The sequence below is a fragment of the Hufsiella arboris genome (assembly GCF_009834875.1).
Classification (GTDB): domain Bacteria; phylum Bacteroidota; class Bacteroidia; order Sphingobacteriales; family Sphingobacteriaceae; genus Hufsiella_A; species Hufsiella_A arboris.
This window is the reverse complement of record NZ_WVHT01000018.1, coordinates 1-17,451: the sequence shown is the minus strand read 5'-3', so window position 1 is coordinate 17,451 and position 17,451 is coordinate 1. Positions and strand designations below refer to the sequence as shown.

Below are 17,451 nucleotides of genomic sequence, written 5' to 3'. Positions count from 1 at the left end.
CTTTGTGAATTGGCGCAGGGTCCTCGGCGAGAGACCCTGCTTGGACGGAAAAGAAGATTTTTTAATTATTGACACCAATAACTGATAGAATCGTTGCCCCTCCTCTCTTTTTCCTCCTCCTAAATCATTTTCGCTGTTTCATTGTTCTTCCAAAAAATATTAACCCAATGAAAGCGATCTGGAACAATCAGGTAATCGCAGAAAGCGATCAGACAATTGAAATCGAAAACAATCAATATTTCCCGGCTGATTCAGTAAAAAAGGAGTTTTTTAAATCTTCGGACACTCATTCGACCTGTCCGTGGAAAGGCGAGGCCTCATACTATACATTGAGCGTAGATGGCCAGGAAAACAAAGATGCTGCATGGTATTATCCAAATCCTAAAGATGCTGCGAGCGAAATCAAAGATCATGTAGCTTTCTGGAAAGGCGTCCAGGTTTCAAACTGATCTATGAAGCAATACGATGCCATTATCATCGGCGCTGGCCAGGCCGGAACACCTTTGTCTAAAAAGCTTGCTAAAGCCGGCTGGAAAACCGCACTTATTGAAAAGAGATTTATTGGAGGAACCTGCGTTAATGATGGCTGTACTCCCACCAAAACTTTAATCGCTTCCGCAAAAGCTGCGTATATCGCTGCTAAACAAGCGGATGAGCTGGGTATAAAAATCGGTAGTTTCGAAATAGATTTCGCCAAAATCATGAAGCGTAAAAACGAAATCGTGATGAATGGCCGAGAAGGTTCGGAAAAAAGCATCCGCGAAACGGAAAACCTTGATCTTGTTTTTGGAGAGGCGATTTTTACAGGTGATAAGATCATCGAAGTGCGCACAACTTCGGGAGAAGTGCTGGAACTTTCAGCAGATTATTTTTTTATCGATACAGGAACACGGACCAAGATCCCCGACATAGAGGGAATTAACAAAGTGCCTTATCTAACGTCGACAAGCATACTTGATTTGAAGCAGCTTCCTGATCACCTGCTTATTTTAGGCGGCGGCTACATCGGAATGGAATTCGGACAGCTTTTTAAGCGACTGGGAAGTAAGGTCACTATCATCGACTCGGCCAGTACTTTTCTACCGAAGGAAGACGAAGATATCTGTGAAGAGATAACCGGAATCTTCAGGGAAGACGGAATCGACGTATATCAAAAATCGAAAGCTAAATCACTTGAATACACGGATAGGAAAATTAAGATCACTTTTGAACACGAAGGTAAAACGCAGGCCGTAAGCGGCGACCAGTTGTTAATTGCTGCTGGACGAATTCCGCAGAGTGATTTACTAAAGCCGGAAAATTCGGGTATCGAAATTGATGAAAAGGGGTTTATTAAAGTCGACGATAAGCTTCAAACCAATGTCCCCGGAATCTATGCCCTGGGCGAAGCGAATGGCGGCCCGGCATTTACGCACATCGCTTTCAACGATTATATTATCGTGTGCTATAATTTACTGAACAAGGAAAACCGGTCGACTAAAGACAGACCTATACCCTATTGCATGTTTACTGACCCTCAGCTTGCCCGCGTGGGTATGACTGAAAAGCAAGCGATAGAAAAGGGGCTGAATATCAAGGTTGCCAAACTTCCCATGAGCAGCGTAGCCAGGGGCGTTGAAACCGGCGAAACCCGCGGAATAATGAAAGCGGTGGTCGATGCAGATACGCACAAAATATTAGGCGTAGCTATCCTGGCAGTCGAAGGCGGCGAAGTTATGTCGGTGCTTGAAATCGCCATGCGTGCGGGGATGACTTATGATGAGCTGAGGAACTATATTTTCGCGCACCCAACATATTCTGAGTCGATAAACAACCTGTTTATGAAACTTGATGAGTGACATAATTTATGATTTCCACAGGCTATTCGGCCGCCGGACTTATAAACCTTGCTTGTTAAGCGCCACGATTTTACTACCTTCAACTATGATTCGCCTTGAAAACGTAAGCAAAACCTTTGGATCTGATACGGTAGTAAAAAACATCTCGCTGGAAATTGCCGAAGGCGAAACGATGGTTTTATTAGGTACCAGCGGCTGCGGAAAAACCACTACGCTGCGGATGATCAACAGGCTTATCGAAGCAAGTTCAGGACAGATTTTCATTCACGGTCAGAACATTCTCGATCAGAATCCTGAAATCCTGCGGCGCGGAATCGGGTATGTATTGCAAAACACAGGATTATTTCCCCATTACACCGTTGCAGAAAATATTGCTATCGTACCAAAGTTGCTCGGATGGGATAGTGAAAAAATAAATAAACGGTCAGGCGAGCTGCTCGAAAAGCTCCATCTTAAGCCGGGCGAGTTTCTGAATAAATACCCTTCAGAGCTAAGCGGCGGGCAGCAGCAACGTATTGGCTTAGCGAGGGCGCTGGCTGCGGATCCGCCGGTTTTACTGATGGATGAACCCTTCGGAGCACTGGATCCAATTACGCGGAACAAAATTCAAAAGGACTTCAAAGACCTTGATGAACTGAAGAATAAGACCATCGTTATGGTGACTCACGATGTATACGAAGCATTTGAACTGGCTGATAAAATCTGCCTGATGGATAAAGGGGAAATAAAACAGCAAGGCGCACCTGAGGAGTTCCTGAGTAATCCCGCCAGTCATTTTGTAAGCTCCTTTTTGAAAGAACAGCGGTTACAGCTCGAACTTCAAAATACAATGCTTTCAGCTATCGACCCGGGTGTTATGAGTAGCGACTCAAATTTAAATGTATGGGAGGCTTTAAATATCAGTTTGAAAAAAGGACATAAGCCTGAAGAATCTGCAGATTTTGAAACCGCTGAGCTCATAAAGAATTTTATCCGCCATAAAACCGGCAACAATGGCTGAACAGCAATCACTTTTGAGCTTTATGGCTGAGCAATCGGGCAAATTAACCGAGCAAACGCTGGCACACATCGGCCTGACTTTTACCTCACTCTTTATCTCGGTTTTAATCGGGCTGCCATTGGGAATTCTGATTTCCAGGAAGAAAAACCTTGCGGGCATTGTTCTTGGATTCGCTGGTATTTTGCAAACGATTCCCAGTATCGCATTGCTGGGTTTTATGATCCCCTTGCTGGGTATCGGACCGAAGCCTGCCATTTTCGCTTTGTTTCTATACGCGTTACTGCCAATTATCCGGAATACATTTACTGGGATCAACGAAGTCGACCCGGTCGTAAAAGAGTCGGCAAAAGGAATGGGTATGAGCGACTGGCAAATCCTTCGCCGCGTTGAGCTTCCGCTCGCAATGCCTGTGCTTCTTGCGGGAATTCGTACGGCAACGGTTATCAACGTCGGCGTAGCCACACTGGCCGCATACATCGCCGCAGGCGGACTTGGTGAATTTATTTTTGGCGGCATCGCGCTGAACAATACGAATATGATCCTGGCAGGTGCTGTTCCTGCTGCCCTGCTCGCCATCCTGTTTGATTTCATCCTATCGAGGCTTCAAAAGCTGAATCTAAAAAAAGTTAAGATCGCCCTGATTCTTTTTCCGCTAACCCTTATTCTTTCATCTTTCTATTTAATTCCTTCGGCACTTGGTTCAAAACTCCTGGCGGGTTTCACGCCTGAATTTATGGGCCGTTCGGATGGTTACCTGGGATTAAAAAAAGTATACGGACTTAACATCCGCACCGTTGTTATCAGTGATGCCGTGATGTACAAAGCGGCGCAGCAAAAACAACTGGACGTGATCAGCGGATATTCTACCGACGGCCGCCTGAAAGCATACGACCTGGTTGTACTGGAAGACGACAAACATATATTTCCGCCGTATTATGCGGCTCCGGTCATTCGCGACGATGCCTTAAAGAAATACCCTGAAGTTGAACGAACGCTAAACATATTATCCGGAAAAATAAACGATTCAGTGATGACCAGCCTGAATTATCGCGTCGATTTCCTGCATGAAACTCCCGAAAAGGTCGCTAAAGATTTTCTCGTTAAAAATGGTTTGTATAAAGATCCGCGTCCGGTTACCGGAGGGACAATACGCCTGGGTTCCAAAATATTCGGCGAGCAATACATCCTGACAAACATGTACAGCATGCTTTTAAAAGGAAATACGAACCTGGAAGTGGAAACAAAAACCGGCCTCGGCGGAACCAAGATTTGCTTTGATGCGCTAACGAACAACCAGATAGACATTTACCCTGAGTATACTGGAACGGGCTTACTTGTCATCCTTCAGCCCGAAGAGAAGCTTGTTCAAAAGTTAACATTAAGTAAAGAGGCGGTTTATAATTTCGTTCAATCCGAATTCGAAAAACGTTACCAGGTCAGCTGGCTGAAACCGATCGGCTTCAACAATACCTACGCCTTAATGATGCGCAAAAAACAATCGTCGCAAATAGGAGTTAAAACTATATCTCAATTGAAAAACTATATCAGGTAATAATTACCTTTATTTATGCTGTTAAATGCCTATAAAAACATCAGGCTTTTGAGCGAGCAGATCTGCGCACCGCTTAAAAAGGAAGATTATGTTTTACAACCTATAGTTGACGTAAGCCCGCCTAAATGGCACTTAGGGCACACTACCTGGTTTTTTGAAACCTTTGTTTTAAAGCCACATTTTGAAGGCTATTCTGAATTTAACGCCGACTATAATTTCGTATTCAACAGTTATTATGAAAGCGTCGGCGCACGTGTTATCAGAACAGACCGTGGAAATCTGAGTCGACCGGATGTAGACGATGTGTACCGTTACCGCAAACATGTTGATGAAGCAATGGAGCGCTTTCTAACCGGTCACGAAGTTCACGATGACCTTATCGAATTAATGGAGCTGGGTTTCAACCACGAGCAGCAGCACCAGGAACTACTATTGACAGATATTAAATATATTTTGGGCAATAACCCGCTGTTCCCGGCTTATGATGAAAATTACCAGTTTCATAACGACAGGCATTCCGGAAACACATTTTCCGACTGGATCACGATTACGGAAGGCATTTATGAAATTGGCCACAACGGACAAGGTTTTTGTTTCGACAATGAACTAAGCAAGCATCGTGTTTTTTTAGATACGTATCATATCTGCGCGCAACCCGTTACCAACAAAGATTATATGGCATTTATTCTGGCAGGCGGTTACCAGGATTTCAGATTCTGGCACGCCGAAGGCTGGGACTGGGTAAAAACAAACGAAGTCAAAGCGCCGATGTACTGGCACCAGATCAATGGCGCCTGGTATAACTATACGTTAAGAGGATTGGTTCCGGTTGATCCGAACGGCCTGTTAAACCATGTCAGCTATTATGAAGCTTCAGCGTTTGCCGCGTGGAAAGAAATGCGTTTGCCAACAGAATTTGAATGGGAAGTAGCTGCGGACAAACTCGACTGGGGCCGCCGCTGGGAATGGACAGAAAGCGCTTACCTGCCTTACCCCGGTTTTAAAAAAGCTGAAGGCGCACTGGGCGAATACAACGGCAAATTTATGGTAAACCAAATGGTTCTCCGCGGTTCTTCGGATGTTACCTCGCCGGGGCATAGCCGCAAAACATACAGAAATTTTTTTCATCCACATCTTCGCTGGCAATACACCGGTATCCGGCTGGCAAAATAAAAACTTATGAAAAGCTCACCGGCAATTATGAACGATATCCTGGAACGTGACACCAAAAAAAGATCGGTGTCTAATTTCTACCAGGATGTAATTAAAGGGTTAAACTCGCAACCAAAACACTTGGAGTCGAAATATTTTTATGACGACCGGGGTGATGAACTGTTCCAGCAGATTATGGCGATGCCCGAATATTATCTCACAGACTGTGAACTGGAAATATTCAAAACCCGATGCACGGAAATGCATAGCACCTTTTCCGTATTTCCGGATGGCTTCGACCTGATAGAACTTGGCGCCGGCGACGCAATGAAATCCAGCCACCTTCTGTCGTGCCTGCTTAACAACAACGTTAAGTTCACTTACTATCCGATTGATATATCGGGACATGTAATTGACCTTCTGGAAACAGAGCTCCCGAAAAAATTCCCGCAGCTTGAAGTGAAAGGTTTGCAGGGCGAGTATTTCCAGATGCTGCAAAAAGCCTCAACGTTTTCAGAACGCCCGAAAGTTTTGCTGGTGCTGGGCTCGAATATCGGCAACATGCCGCCGGATGATGCAGGGCTGTTCTGTGAATCATTACGTAAATACCTCATTCCGGGCGACCTTGCTTTAATAGGTTTTGATCTGAAGAAAGACCCGCAAACCATACTGAATGCCTATAATGATCCGGCAGGAATCACCAGCGAATTTAACCTGAATCTGTTAAAACGGATCAACCGCGAGTTGCATGCCAACTTTGATGTCGGCCAGTTTACGCATTATCAAACCTACGATCCGCAAAGCGGTGCGTGTAAAAGTTTTCTGATCAGCAGCCAGGATCAGGATGTCATTATTGCCGATCATGGACCAATTCATTTCAGAAAGAATGAATACATATTCATGGAGATCTCACAGAAATACGACCTTGGCGATCTGGATAAGTTCGCCGGGCAATCTGGTTTTAAAACGGTGAATAATTTATTCGACTCAAAAAACTGGTTTGTAGATACTATCTGGGAAGCGGTTTAATGGAGCATGGTTAATAGATCATGGTTCATAGATCATAGTCTATAGATATTTTACTTACTACTTACTACTAAAACACATAAGTATGAACGCAATAAACGCATATGCGGCTCAGAAAGCCGACCAGCCCTTAGGCCCTTTTAAAATCGACAGGCGCGAACCGGGAGCCGATGACGTGGAAATAGAAATCCTGTACTGCGGGGTTTGCCATTCAGACATTCATACGGCTCGTAACGAATGGGGAGCTACAGTTTATCCGGCAGTTCCGGGGCACGAAATTGTTGGAAAGGTAACACGAACCGGCGATAATGTAAGCCGTTTCAAGGTGGGTGATACAGTTGGCGTGGGCTGCTTTGTTGATTCCTGCATGCATTGTGATAACTGTGCCAATGACCTGGAGCAATACTGCCTAAATGGAAATACGCAAACCTACAATGCCTGGTCGCAGGATAAAAAAACGATTACCTACGGTGGTTACTCAACACATATAGTCGTAACACAACATTTTGTGTTGTCTATTCCTGAGAATCTTCCGCTGGAAGGTGTGGCACCATTACTTTGTGCGGGCATTACCACTTATTCGCCATTAAAATACTGGAATGTAAAATCGGGAGATAAGGTCGCGGTGGTTGGTTTAGGTGGATTAGGCCACATGGCTGTTAAACTCGCCGCAGCTATGGGTGCCGAGGTTACCATGCTGAGTCGCTCACCTGGAAAAGAAAAAGATGCGCAGGAACTGGGGGCGCATCATTTCGAACTAACAACCAACCCGGAAAACATGAAAAAGCTAGCCAATACTTTCGATTTTATCGTTGATACGGTTTCGGCGGAACACGACTATAATGAGTACCTCGTCCTGCTAAAAACCAATGGAATTATGATCGTTCTGGGAGCGCCCCCTTCACCAGCTCCCGTTGCAGCACTTAACCTGATATTTGGAAGGCGAAGCATCGTGGGTTCGTTAGTGGGCGGTATTAAAGAGACACAGGAAATGCTCGATTATTGCGGTGAGCATGGCATTACCTCTGATGTGGAAGTGATTAATATGGACCAGATCAACGAAGCATACGACCGTACCATTAAAGGCGATGTTCATTATCGCTTTGTAGTGGATATGGCGAGTTTGAAGAATTAGAAGGTTATCTTTATTTTATTGCAGGCCCGAAATCTTAATGAGTTCGGGCCTGTTCTGTTTGTAGTAATTTTTGTTGGCGGCAATGATTTTACCTAATTCCTTTTAACGACAAACACTTCAACCGAGCGCGAACGACCTTTCGCGGAGCAAGAAAGAACTCTTACGAAGCTTCCAAGAACTTTACGAAGCAAGAAAGAATTCTTACGGGGCAAAAAAGCAATGTTATGAAGCTTCTCCATCTGGTTTAAGTGTTCCGAAGGGTCACTTAATCTTATCATAAAAATCAGGACTCTGTCCGGCTACAACGTGCAACAAGTCAACCGGCAATAACCCGACTCTTTCTTCACAGTAATCAATTGTCATATTTCAAGTCATTTGTTTCATTATCGCTAACGGTTTGGGGCTTTGCGTTCGGGCGGAAAATCGAAGCACAAAAGCCAATATTATTACTAAAGTTTAATTGAAAAGCTGTTGTTGAATTTTGCACTTCAGCCCGACTGATGCAAAACCCGTGTTATGTATAGCTTTCCTTTCGTCTCTCTTTTGTTATTAGAATCAATGCTCGATAATTCAGTGTCAAAACTAAAAGTCCAACAAATATTGTCGTAAGTGAATTGTCAAAGGACAACATAAGTCCAAGCCCAATTGAAGTCAGTAGTAAACAAGCTGCAAAATGTGCCGAGAAATGCCATTTCTTGTAAACTAAGTCACGTCTGAATTTTAAAATGCCTAGGCTATTAAATGTCAATGTCAGTTGAATAAGAATGAAAGGTAAACACCAAAGGCTTGCGTTACTGCTGCTCTGAAGTTGCTGTTTAATCACAAATTCTTGATAGGCTATTTCTTCTGCCTTTCTGTTTTCGAATAAGTCGTCTAATTTTAAGTCTTGCATACCTATTGCAGAATGAAACTTTACGTTGAATGTTGGTCGGTGTTTAGTGAACAAATTCTGTTCGTAAAATTCATCGTCTCGATAAATCCCAACAAACAGCCAAGTCAGTAAAATAAATACTGTCCCAAGTACAATGTATATGTTCGGTCGTGCTGTCATTTAAAGTTACACATAACTTGTTTTTAGAAGCCATCCCATCACCCCTATACAACCTAACTCCGTTGTATTGGAGCCATAAGTGTGGCTGCTAACCACGAAGATAATTTATTTTATAATTTTCAAGCTGTATTAGGCGCTTAAAGCTTGCCTAAAAGCCTCGTCATCCTTCCTAAAAGTCCCGTCGCCCAAACAACTTATCGCACATTGCCGGTTCAAAATTTATTTTCGATTGGCTTAGAAAAAATAATTCAAAAAATGTCCAATTTTAAGAAGCCGATCGTCATCAGTTTTTAATAAAAAATTTCAACGAACATGAAAGATTTCCTATTAGTATTCAGGATGGACTACGACACGATGCCGAAAGGTTCACCCGAAGAAATGCAGGCCAGAACAAAGACCTGGATGGACTGGATTGGCGGTATCGCGGCACAAAACAAGTTAACCGATCGCGGAAACCGCCTATTTCCTACAGGCAAGGTTGTAAAACCCGGTAAGGTGATCACCGACGGGCCTTATACCGAGATCAAAGAATCGATCGCAGGCTACAGCATTGTAAAAGCCGGCTCGATCGAAGAAGCTACCGAACTGGCAGAAGGATGCCCGGTTTTGAAACTCGGCGGAAACGTGGAAGTAAGAGAGATCAGTGTATTGGTTAATTAAACAATCTAATGCCTTTGTGATTCAGCAAAGGCATTTATTTTGATGCAACAAAAAGAGCTCATACCGCATTTATTCAGAACGGAATACCGCAAGATCGTTTCCGTGCTTTGCAAATTGTTTGGTATTGAACATATCGAAGTCGCCGAAGATCTCGTCAGTGATACCTTCCTTCTCGCGTCCGAATTGTGGGGATTGAAAGGCTTACCCGAAAACCCTCCGGCCTGGCTATATACTGTTGCTAAAAATAAAACCAGGGATTACTTAAAACACAATTCGCTCTTTGCTCAAAAGATCTCGAAAGAAATCACTTATCACGAGGCATATTCAGACGAACTTGATATTGATCTGTCCGTCAAAAATATAAACGACAGTCAGCTGGCAATGATATTCGTTGTTTGCCATCCATGCAATCCGCCGGAGGTACAGATCGGGCTGGCCTTAAACCTGGTTTGCGGTTTCGGTGCTGATGAGATTGCCAGTGCGCTGCTGACAAATAAAGAAGTTATCTATAAGCGGCTTCAACGAGGCAGGGAAAGGCTTAAAAGGGAGAAAATAAAGATTGAATCGCCAAGCTTGTCAGAAATAAACGAACGCCTGCCTGCCGTTTTAACAAGCTTGTACCTGCTTTTCAACGAAGGGTATTATTCTGCCAACAAAGATATTATCCTGCGAAAGGACCTTTGCTTAGAAGCCATGAGATTAACCTGCCTGCTTGTTGAAAATGAACAAACCAGCAAGCCATCTGCAAACGCCCTACTTGCGTTAATGTGCTTTCATTCCTCCAGGTTCGACGCAAGGCTTAATCCGGGCGGAGATGTTATTTTATACCAGGATCAGGATACTGCCCTCTGGGATCAGGATCTGATAGCTAAAGGAGAATACTTTCTGAACCAGGCCTCACACGGTAATGAGCTTACAAAATTTCACCTGGAAGCCGGCATTGCTTACTGGCACACAATTAAAGCCGATAGTTATGAGAAATGGGAAAGCATTCTGCAACTGTATAACCAGCTGTTGCTTATTGAATATTCGCCCGTTGCCGCGTTAAACAGGACGTACGCACTCGCCAAAGTGAACGGAAAGATGGAAGCCATTACAGAGGCTGAGAAAATCAATCTTTCCGGCAATCACTTATATCATTCACTTTTAGGTGAACTTTATCTTGGCATTGACGGTCCGAAAGCGGTAGCCCATTTAGAAACCGCATGGAAACTGGCAAAGTCAAAGGCTGATAAAACGCTGATCTCGAACAAAATACTTGCATGCAAAAGTTAAACGAACTATGATTGATAACATTGACCACTTCTTCCGGGAATTGTACGGCAATTTCAACAAGAGAAATATCGAGCCCGTTATTTCAAACATGACAGATGACGTCAAATGGGCTAATGGCATGGACGGCGGTTACGTGTACGGTCACGCTGGTGTGGAAAGCTATTGGATACGCCAATTTTCGATGGTGAATTCAAATGTAACTCCTTTGGAAATCAGCAAGGAAAATAATACAGTTAAAATTAAAGTTCAGCAGGTTGTTCACGATTTGGCAGGAAACCAGCTTGCGGATGAAATAGTGTATCATTTTTTCCGGTTGCGGGATGATAAAATCACAGAATTCAGTACCGGAGAAAAAGGAGAAGTGTAGATTTTATCCGTTTCTCATATGTTTAAATTCCTTCCCAACAACTTACTTTTCCTCTTTCTGAAACATTCCTTAAAACCAAATCCCGTTTTAACAGATTATTCAGTAAACTTCTGCTATGATTATTCAATTTTTTGCCGTCGCTGTTATCCTTTCGATATCATCCTTTCAACAGGATAAACGCCAGATACTTTTATTCGCGCCCTCTGAAGAAAATAACACGCTGAAACTACAGCTGGCAGAAATGGCTACGAACGATGCGGGTTTCAAGGAACGTGACCTTACCACGAAAACCTATTATTATAAACCCGAAAATGAAGCGATCTTCAAGAAATATAAAGTCGGCGGCAAAGGCTACCAGTTTGTGCTGATCGGCAAAGACGGACTGGAAAAATATCGCTCCGAAAAGCTGGTTAGCAATCAGAAACTGTTTTCACTCATCGACGAAATGCCCATGCGAAAGCAGGAAATGAAGAAAGAATAGGATTTACACGTTGCCCCAACCGCTCGCCAGCACATCAGCAATATGAATAGTTTTGATAGGCAGCTCGTTTTTGTCAATATACGACTGCAAATGTAAAAGACATGAAGCGTCAGTCGAAATGATATAGTTGGCTTCCATTTCCATCGCGTTATCAACTTTTTGCTGCGCCATCGCACTGGATATCGCATCGAATTTAACGGCAAATGTACCGCCGAAACCGCAACAGGTATCCGTATGTTTCATTTCTACTAAATCGAGTCCATGAACTTTTTCCAGCAAGGCCCGGGGCTCGTCCTTAATCTTACATTCCCGCAAGCCCGAGCAGGAATCGTGATATACTGCGCGGCCATCCAGCTCAGCGCCGAAGTAATCCTTCTTTAACACATTTACCAAAAAATCGGAAAGCTCATGCATGTGCGATTGCACCGAACGGCATTTATTATGAACCGCCGTATTAGTAAAAAGATCATTATAGTAGTTTTTTACCATCCCCGTACAGGAGGCCGAAGGCGTAACGATGTAGTTGGTTTCCGAAAAATCAGCCAGGAACTTGCTGCCCACAGCTTTTGCTTCTTCCCAGAAACCGGCGTTAAAAGCAGGTTGTCCGCAGCATGTTTGCTCTGGATTATACTGTACTTTACAGCCGGCTTTTTCTAATACCTTGATGGTATTGAAAGCAGTATCGGGATATAGTTGATCAATAAAGCAGGGAATAAAAAGTTCAACTGTCATAAAATCGGGCTACACGTTTGTGCAAACTAAACTGAATTAATAACGATAAGTTTTATCAGATAACCTGGAGGCGCTAAATTCAGAAAAAAAACAGAAAGGTTGGTAGGGAAATCTTTGAATAGAAGGGAAACTTGATTCCAAGTAATCGACTTATTTGCATGCGGCATTAATTGTAACATACTATGGGCTTACTGCTGATGAATCGTTAATATATTCAACAGGCTTGAAATGCAATGATAGCGCTTGTCGGTTGCTGTAGTCCCGTTCGCCGCTCATACTGCACAACCTGTCCCGAACCTCGGGAGGCGTTAGCCACATAGCAGGTATCCGCTTTGCCCCTACTGTGTGTCCACATCTTTTAGCCACTCATGCCGTGGAGGCATTTACTTTTTTTCTGCAGTCAAAAAAAGTAAACAAAAAAGTCCGCGGCTGCCGGATATTTGTCGTGATTCCTCAATGATTTTTTCATGCGCTGTTCCGAGCCGTGGGAATGGGATTGCAAACCATAAAATGGCTCTGCAACACTCGCGGAATGCGCTGACTGTCTGCATCAATGAAAGATACTGCGAAAAAATCATTGGCCTTCACTTCCAAATCTCCAAATGCCGAGTCGTACTAGCAAACGACATTGCTATTTGAACGGATGCCGGGCAACTGCCAATAATAAAGTAACAACTTAAATCCACGGTAGGAAGCCACCGTTCAACCCTGTACCAGCCTTTCCGAAGTGCGCCGGCAAGACGCAAGTGCCGGGAAAAATTAAAAACAGCAGCAGTGCCAATCATCTTGCACTAGCAAGCATGATAGCGTAGCGGTCCTGATTCATCGGGAATAAGCGCTACTGTTTTTAATTGTGAGGCTGCCATGTGCGGCAAAGGCACCTAGCGGATTGCCAAGATCTTTGTTTCTTCCATCGATTGGGAAAGAAATGCCCTGTCGGCATGAGGTATCTAAATTAGTGGGACTAACTTGAAGTTTGATCTTTTGGATACAGAGTAGGTGTCGCCCGGGTTTAAAATCTGTAGTTGCTGCTACAAATCGTCCTCCGGCCTAATTCTCGTAATCGATATCAAAATAACCAATCCGATGATGAAGAACACCGCCAGCGAAAGCGCCGAATTCCGCATGTTTCCTGTAAATTCCTCGATATAACCGAAGCTGAACAGACCGATGACGATAGCAATCTTTTCCGTTACATCATAAAAGCTAAAGAAGGACGCGGTATCAGGCGTATTTTGAGGCAATAGCTTCGAGTAAGTAGACCGTGAAATAGATTGTATTCCGCCCATTACCAAACCAACAACCGCCGCCAGAACATAAAACTGTGTTTCGTTACTGATAAAATAGGCGGACACGCAAACACCGATCCAGATCAGTACCACGAGGATCAATACATAAAAGTTGCCGATCAAACGAGCCAATACCGACATCAGGTAGGCCCCCAAGATCGCTACTAATTGTATAACTAATATGGTAGCAATAAGCTTTGCAGTACCGAGATGCAGGATCTTTTCGCCAAAATTAGCCGCCACAATCATAATGGTTTGCACGCCTACAGCGTAGAAGAAAAACGCGAATAAAAAACGTTTTAGCAATTTCATACCTTTTACCTGCTGCCAAACTTTTCCTAATTCCTGGAAGCCGTTTTTAATAACACCGCTGGTAATCTTGCCGCGGTTCTGACTCCCGGCCGGAAGTTTATTGAAAGGTATTTGCGCAAACGCGATCCACCAAACACCTACCAGCAAAAACGACAATCTCGCCGGAAACGAACCATCTGTAATGCCAAATAGTTCCGGCTTCAGTACGAACACAAAACAGATGATTTGCAGCAGCACGCTTCCAATATAACCGTAAGCGAAACCCTGCGCACTCACTTTATCCTGCTGATCAGGCGATGCAATTTCCGGCAGGTAAGAGTTGTTGAACAAAATTCCGCCGATATAACCCATCGCTGCAACAGCCGAACAGATCACACCAAGCTCCAGCGTGTCCAGCTTAAAGAAATATAAACCCGCACAGGCAATACCCCCCATCCAGGTAAAAAATTTCATGAAGCTTTTCTTGTTGCCGCGGAAGTCGGCAATAGAAGAAAGCACAGGCAGTAGAATTGCCATCACCAGGTATGCCGCGGCCAGCGAATAATTGGAAAGCGCCGTATTGATAAACTCTATTCCGAAGAACTTTACCTTATCTCCATGCTCTTTTGTGGTGGTGATAATGGTATAATAAGCCGGGTAAATAGTTGAAGTGATAACCAGGTTGTAGGCAGAATTCGCCCAATCGAACATTGCCCAGGCACGGATAGTGCCTTTATCATTTTTGTGTTGCATGCACGATAAAAGTATAGAAAATTTGGAAAGTTAAAGCGGTTGGGAGATTGAATCGTATTAAGGTTGATTCTATGATAAAAATCAGAAAAGCAAAGCTAATTATTTCAATCAACGGCAGCCCCGTGCTTTGCTCATACTGCACGGGGCATAATCCACATAGCCGGTATCCGCGTCGCCCGGGTTTAAAATATTCTTTTCTGCAACTATAAAACCTTTAATAAAAGCATAGATTTCGAATTTAGCTTGATAGTAGCGGGTTACCCTGCAACGATGCGCCAGGTCTAAGCGGTTGAGTGAGGAGTAAAAGCGAATAGCGGGAGCAAATTTTGATAGATTCCGTCCAAGCAGGGTCTCTCGAAGAGGACCCTGCGCCAATTTATCATTTTTTGTATGCCTTACAGAACGAAGGGTCCTCTTCGAGAGACCCTTCTAAGACATAAAAAAGTTAAAGCGGTTGGGAGATTGAATCGTATTAAGGTTGATTCTATGATAAAAATCAGAAAAGCAAGGCTAATTATTTCAATCAACGGCAGCCCCGTGCTTTGCTCATACTGCAGGGGCATAATCCACATAGCCGGTATCCGCGTCGCCCGGGTTTAAAATATTCTTTTCTGCAACTATAAAACCTTTAATAAAAGCATAGAATTCGAATTTAGCCCCGATAGCAGCGGTTACCCCGCAACGACGCGCCAGGTTTAAGCGGTTGAGTGAGGAGTAAAAGCGAATAGCGGGAGCAATCTTTGATAGATGAAGAGGCACTGCGCTTCAACATTTTATTTCAAACAAGAAGATTAATACCAACCAGTAAAACATATATTTTTGCTTTTATCAAAACCGATCCTTCGGTGTTACCTTACTTACAACTTACATCCTCTAATACAAACTTTTTGACTTTAACGGAAACGATCGGAGTTCCGGCGAATCTTCCTTTCAAAGCAAAAATGGCAATGTAACGTGGTTCCAAGGTAAATTCCTTCGAAATTAATTCTTTAAAGGCGGCATTTTCATTCCTCCCTCCGGCATATAAAACACGGAATAAGTTTCTTCTTTTTTCTACCCTTATGGCTGTTTGTTGCAAGTTTTGTAACAATGCCGGTTTACTTGCAACGCTATCTAATGTCAACACTGGAACGTGCATAAATTCTTCAGGATTTGAATTACTTCCGGTAGATGAAATGGCCTGCACCAGTACTTCGGGCGGCTTGCTGTATCCGCCAAAAAAATCGTTATAAGCTAAAGATATCCGGAGACTGGGGCTGTTTAACGTCGAGTCTTCCATTAAAAGCAGGCCGGCTTGCTGCCATTTGCCCGATGGTATAAAATCTTCGAGTTGTAGTTCAGCTGTAAAACAGTCGGCAGATAACTTTCTAATCAGCAAATTTTTAATTTCAGGTTGCGATGAGCTGTCGGGCCAGTTATCGCCGGGCAAGGTGTAAAGCGTTAAAAAACCTTTGTTCACGTTTCTGTTATTCCAATAGCTGGAGTCTTTGTTTAAAAGCTGCCAATCTCTATCTAACATACCGCGTTCGCTTACATCTTTAAAGTTTTCAGAAAACGACAGCCGGCCCTCCCGCGTTAACAAGAAATATATCACAGGAATTATTAAAAGGATAATCGAAAGCGGCACAATGAAGCGGCGATTCTTAACAAGAGGCTTGTTAAAAGTACCTAAGTTCTTTTCCCGGTAGGCGTACCAAAACGGGTGGTGGCTCTCTTCATTCTTTCGCGTCAGTTCATTGGTATAAGGCGCTTTTAGAACGTAACGCGCCAATGTATCTATCGAGGCCAGTGAAGGATTCTCCTGCTTACTTATATCTAGGATAAAAAAAGAATAATTTTTCAGGCTTCTCCATCCAACGGTTAATCCTGTCTGATCCAGTATCTTTTGCTGAAAAAGTTTGCTCTCAGTTTCTGTTATCTGCCGGGTAAAGGGCAGGCCGAAACATTGAAAATAAGCTTCCCTGTAAAGTTGTGAGAAAACGATAAAGTCAGGTTCTTGCATTATTTAAATATACAATTCCGCAAGGTTTCCGTTCGGCTACCGCCTTACAAAAATGCGTCTTCTGAATTTTGATCGATGCAATGTCGCATATCAAACCATCGGGTATTATGAAACCGCTTCCCCTCCTGATTCTTCTTATCCTGACAATACGGCTTTACGGTCAGTCATTACAATTACATTATGATTTCAGGCATACGATTGATCCTGATCAAAATCCAAGGAACTTTCCTACTATCTATTTTGAGTATTTTAAGGCTCCGGATACTGCGAAAAAAGCTATTCAAACCGGTTCTTTTCTATTAAAACTGCAGGCCGACTTTTCGGGCGAGCAGTCAAACATTGCCAAATACTTTATGCAGGTGTCTCAGGAAGTTCGTTTCTGGAAGCCGAAGGTTTACCTCAATCTGCAATACAATGGCGGACTGGGTATTACCACACCAAGAGAGTACAGTTACTATATTTTAAATACTTTTTCTGTTGGTATCAGTTATCCGTTTAAACTGGGAGATGCTTACTTCAGCAGTGTGCTCAATTTCAAGTATCTTACTTATAAGAAGCCGAGCAAAGATTTTCTATACACTTTATATTTCTACAAAGGGTTGTGGAATTACAAAGCCGAGTTACAGGGGGATTTCTCAATCTGGACAGAAAACAAAAATCATGGCGACGAATTCACAAACAATCTGAGCGGTAAGCGTTTTTACTTTTTTGCTGAGCCGCAGTTATGGTATAATTTGAACAGGAAAATTGCTTTTGGAACAAAAGTGAACACCAATTATCATGTATTAACAACCGAAAATGTATTGCAGGTGTACCCTACTGCGGCGGTGAGAGTTAAGTTGTAGAG

The 17,451-nt window shown here is 43.3% G+C and carries 17 protein-coding genes; 12 read left to right on the top strand and 5 right to left on the bottom strand.

Features of this window, described 5'->3' with window-relative positions; all coding sequences use genetic code 11:
- The first annotated feature begins 167 nt into the window (after nucleotides 1-167).
- From GS399_RS20250 to GS399_RS20220, 7 genes are all read left to right on the top strand, one after another.
- Nucleotides 168-449, top strand: coding sequence for a DUF427 domain-containing protein (locus GS399_RS20250; RefSeq protein WP_160846485.1), 282 nt, complete (start codon nucleotides 168-170; stop codon nucleotides 447-449).
- A gap of 3 nt (nucleotides 450-452) precedes the next feature.
- Entirely contained in the window at nucleotides 453-1,838 is a 1,386-nt protein-coding gene (locus tag GS399_RS20245; RefSeq protein ID WP_160846484.1) for a mercuric reductase, read from the top strand.
- A gap of 85 nt (nucleotides 1,839-1,923) precedes the next feature.
- On the top strand, nucleotides 1,924-2,838 hold the full coding sequence (locus GS399_RS20240) for an ABC transporter ATP-binding protein (protein ID WP_160846483.1): 915 nt from the start codon (nucleotides 1,924-1,926) through the stop codon (nucleotides 2,836-2,838).
- Nucleotides 2,831-4,390 carry an ABC transporter permease/substrate-binding protein gene (locus tag GS399_RS20235; RefSeq protein ID WP_160846482.1) on the top strand — a complete coding sequence of 520 codons (1,560 nt, stop codon included), beginning with the start codon at nucleotides 2,831-2,833 and terminating at the stop codon, nucleotides 4,388-4,390. Before GS399_RS20240 ends, GS399_RS20235 begins: the two co-directional genes overlap by 8 nt.
- Before the next feature lie 15 nt (nucleotides 4,391-4,405).
- Complete coding sequence (egtB, locus tag GS399_RS20230) at nucleotides 4,406-5,563, top strand: ergothioneine biosynthesis protein EgtB (protein ID WP_160846481.1); 1,158 nt, start codon at nucleotides 4,406-4,408, stop codon at nucleotides 5,561-5,563.
- A 6-nt stretch (nucleotides 5,564-5,569) separates the two neighbouring features.
- Nucleotides 5,570-6,571: an L-histidine N(alpha)-methyltransferase gene (locus GS399_RS20225; protein ID WP_237488019.1), complete on the top strand. Its 1,002-nt coding sequence runs from the start codon at nucleotides 5,570-5,572 to the stop codon at nucleotides 6,569-6,571.
- Nucleotides 6,572-6,653: 82 nt separating this feature from the next.
- A complete protein-coding gene (locus GS399_RS20220) occupies nucleotides 6,654-7,703 on the top strand; it encodes an NAD(P)-dependent alcohol dehydrogenase (RefSeq protein WP_160846480.1) in 1,050 nt (349 codons plus the stop codon).
- A gap of 514 nt (nucleotides 7,704-8,217) precedes the next feature.
- Here the strand turns inward: GS399_RS20220 and GS399_RS20885 are convergent.
- Entirely contained in the window at nucleotides 8,218-8,754 is a 537-nt protein-coding gene (locus tag GS399_RS20885; protein WP_237488018.1) for a hypothetical protein, read from the bottom strand.
- 312 nt (nucleotides 8,755-9,066) lie between these two features.
- Here GS399_RS20885 and GS399_RS20215 point away from each other — a divergent pair, with 312 nt between their 5' ends.
- The 4 genes from GS399_RS20215 (at nucleotide 9,067) to GS399_RS20200 (ending at nucleotide 11,537) form a co-directional block, all read left to right on the top strand.
- A complete protein-coding gene (locus GS399_RS20215) occupies nucleotides 9,067-9,414 on the top strand; it encodes a YciI family protein (RefSeq protein WP_160846479.1) in 348 nt (115 codons plus the stop codon).
- A gap of 42 nt (nucleotides 9,415-9,456) precedes the next feature.
- Nucleotides 9,457-10,689, top strand: coding sequence for an RNA polymerase sigma factor (locus GS399_RS20210; RefSeq protein WP_160846478.1), 1,233 nt, complete (start codon nucleotides 9,457-9,459; stop codon nucleotides 10,687-10,689).
- 7 nt (nucleotides 10,690-10,696) lie between these two features.
- Nucleotides 10,697-11,056, top strand: coding sequence for a nuclear transport factor 2 family protein (locus tag GS399_RS20205; protein ID WP_160846477.1), 360 nt, complete (start codon nucleotides 10,697-10,699; stop codon nucleotides 11,054-11,056).
- A gap of 115 nt (nucleotides 11,057-11,171) precedes the next feature.
- Complete coding sequence (locus tag GS399_RS20200; protein ID WP_160846476.1) at nucleotides 11,172-11,537, top strand: DUF4174 domain-containing protein; 366 nt, start codon at nucleotides 11,172-11,174, stop codon at nucleotides 11,535-11,537.
- Between the two features lie 3 nt (nucleotides 11,538-11,540).
- Here GS399_RS20200 and GS399_RS20195 read toward each other — a convergent pair whose 3' ends face one another.
- From GS399_RS20195 to GS399_RS20180, 4 genes are all read right to left on the bottom strand, one after another.
- A complete protein-coding gene (locus GS399_RS20195) occupies nucleotides 11,541-12,269 on the bottom strand; it encodes a (Fe-S)-binding protein (protein ID WP_160846475.1) in 729 nt (242 codons plus the stop codon).
- Nucleotides 12,270-13,300: 1,031 nt separating this feature from the next.
- Nucleotides 13,301-14,602, bottom strand: coding sequence for an MFS transporter (locus GS399_RS20190; protein ID WP_160846474.1), 1,302 nt, complete (start codon nucleotides 14,600-14,602; stop codon nucleotides 13,301-13,303).
- A 546-nt stretch (nucleotides 14,603-15,148) separates the two neighbouring features.
- The gene (locus GS399_RS20185; protein ID WP_160846473.1) at nucleotides 15,149-15,361 is read right to left on the bottom strand and encodes a hypothetical protein; all 213 of its coding nucleotides are present in this window, start codon (nucleotides 15,359-15,361) and stop codon (nucleotides 15,149-15,151) included.
- 94 nt (nucleotides 15,362-15,455) lie between these two features.
- Nucleotides 15,456-16,604: a beta-xylosidase family glycoside hydrolase gene (locus GS399_RS20180; protein ID WP_160846472.1), complete on the bottom strand. Its 1,149-nt coding sequence runs from the start codon at nucleotides 16,602-16,604 to the stop codon at nucleotides 15,456-15,458.
- Nucleotides 16,605-16,711: 107 nt separating this feature from the next.
- On the opposite strand from GS399_RS20180, the gene GS399_RS20175 reads away from it, so the two are divergent.
- The gene (locus GS399_RS20175; RefSeq protein WP_160846471.1) at nucleotides 16,712-17,449 is read left to right on the top strand and encodes a DUF5020 family protein; all 738 of its coding nucleotides are present in this window, start codon (nucleotides 16,712-16,714) and stop codon (nucleotides 17,447-17,449) included.
- The last annotated feature ends 2 nt before the right edge of the window (nucleotides 17,450-17,451 follow it).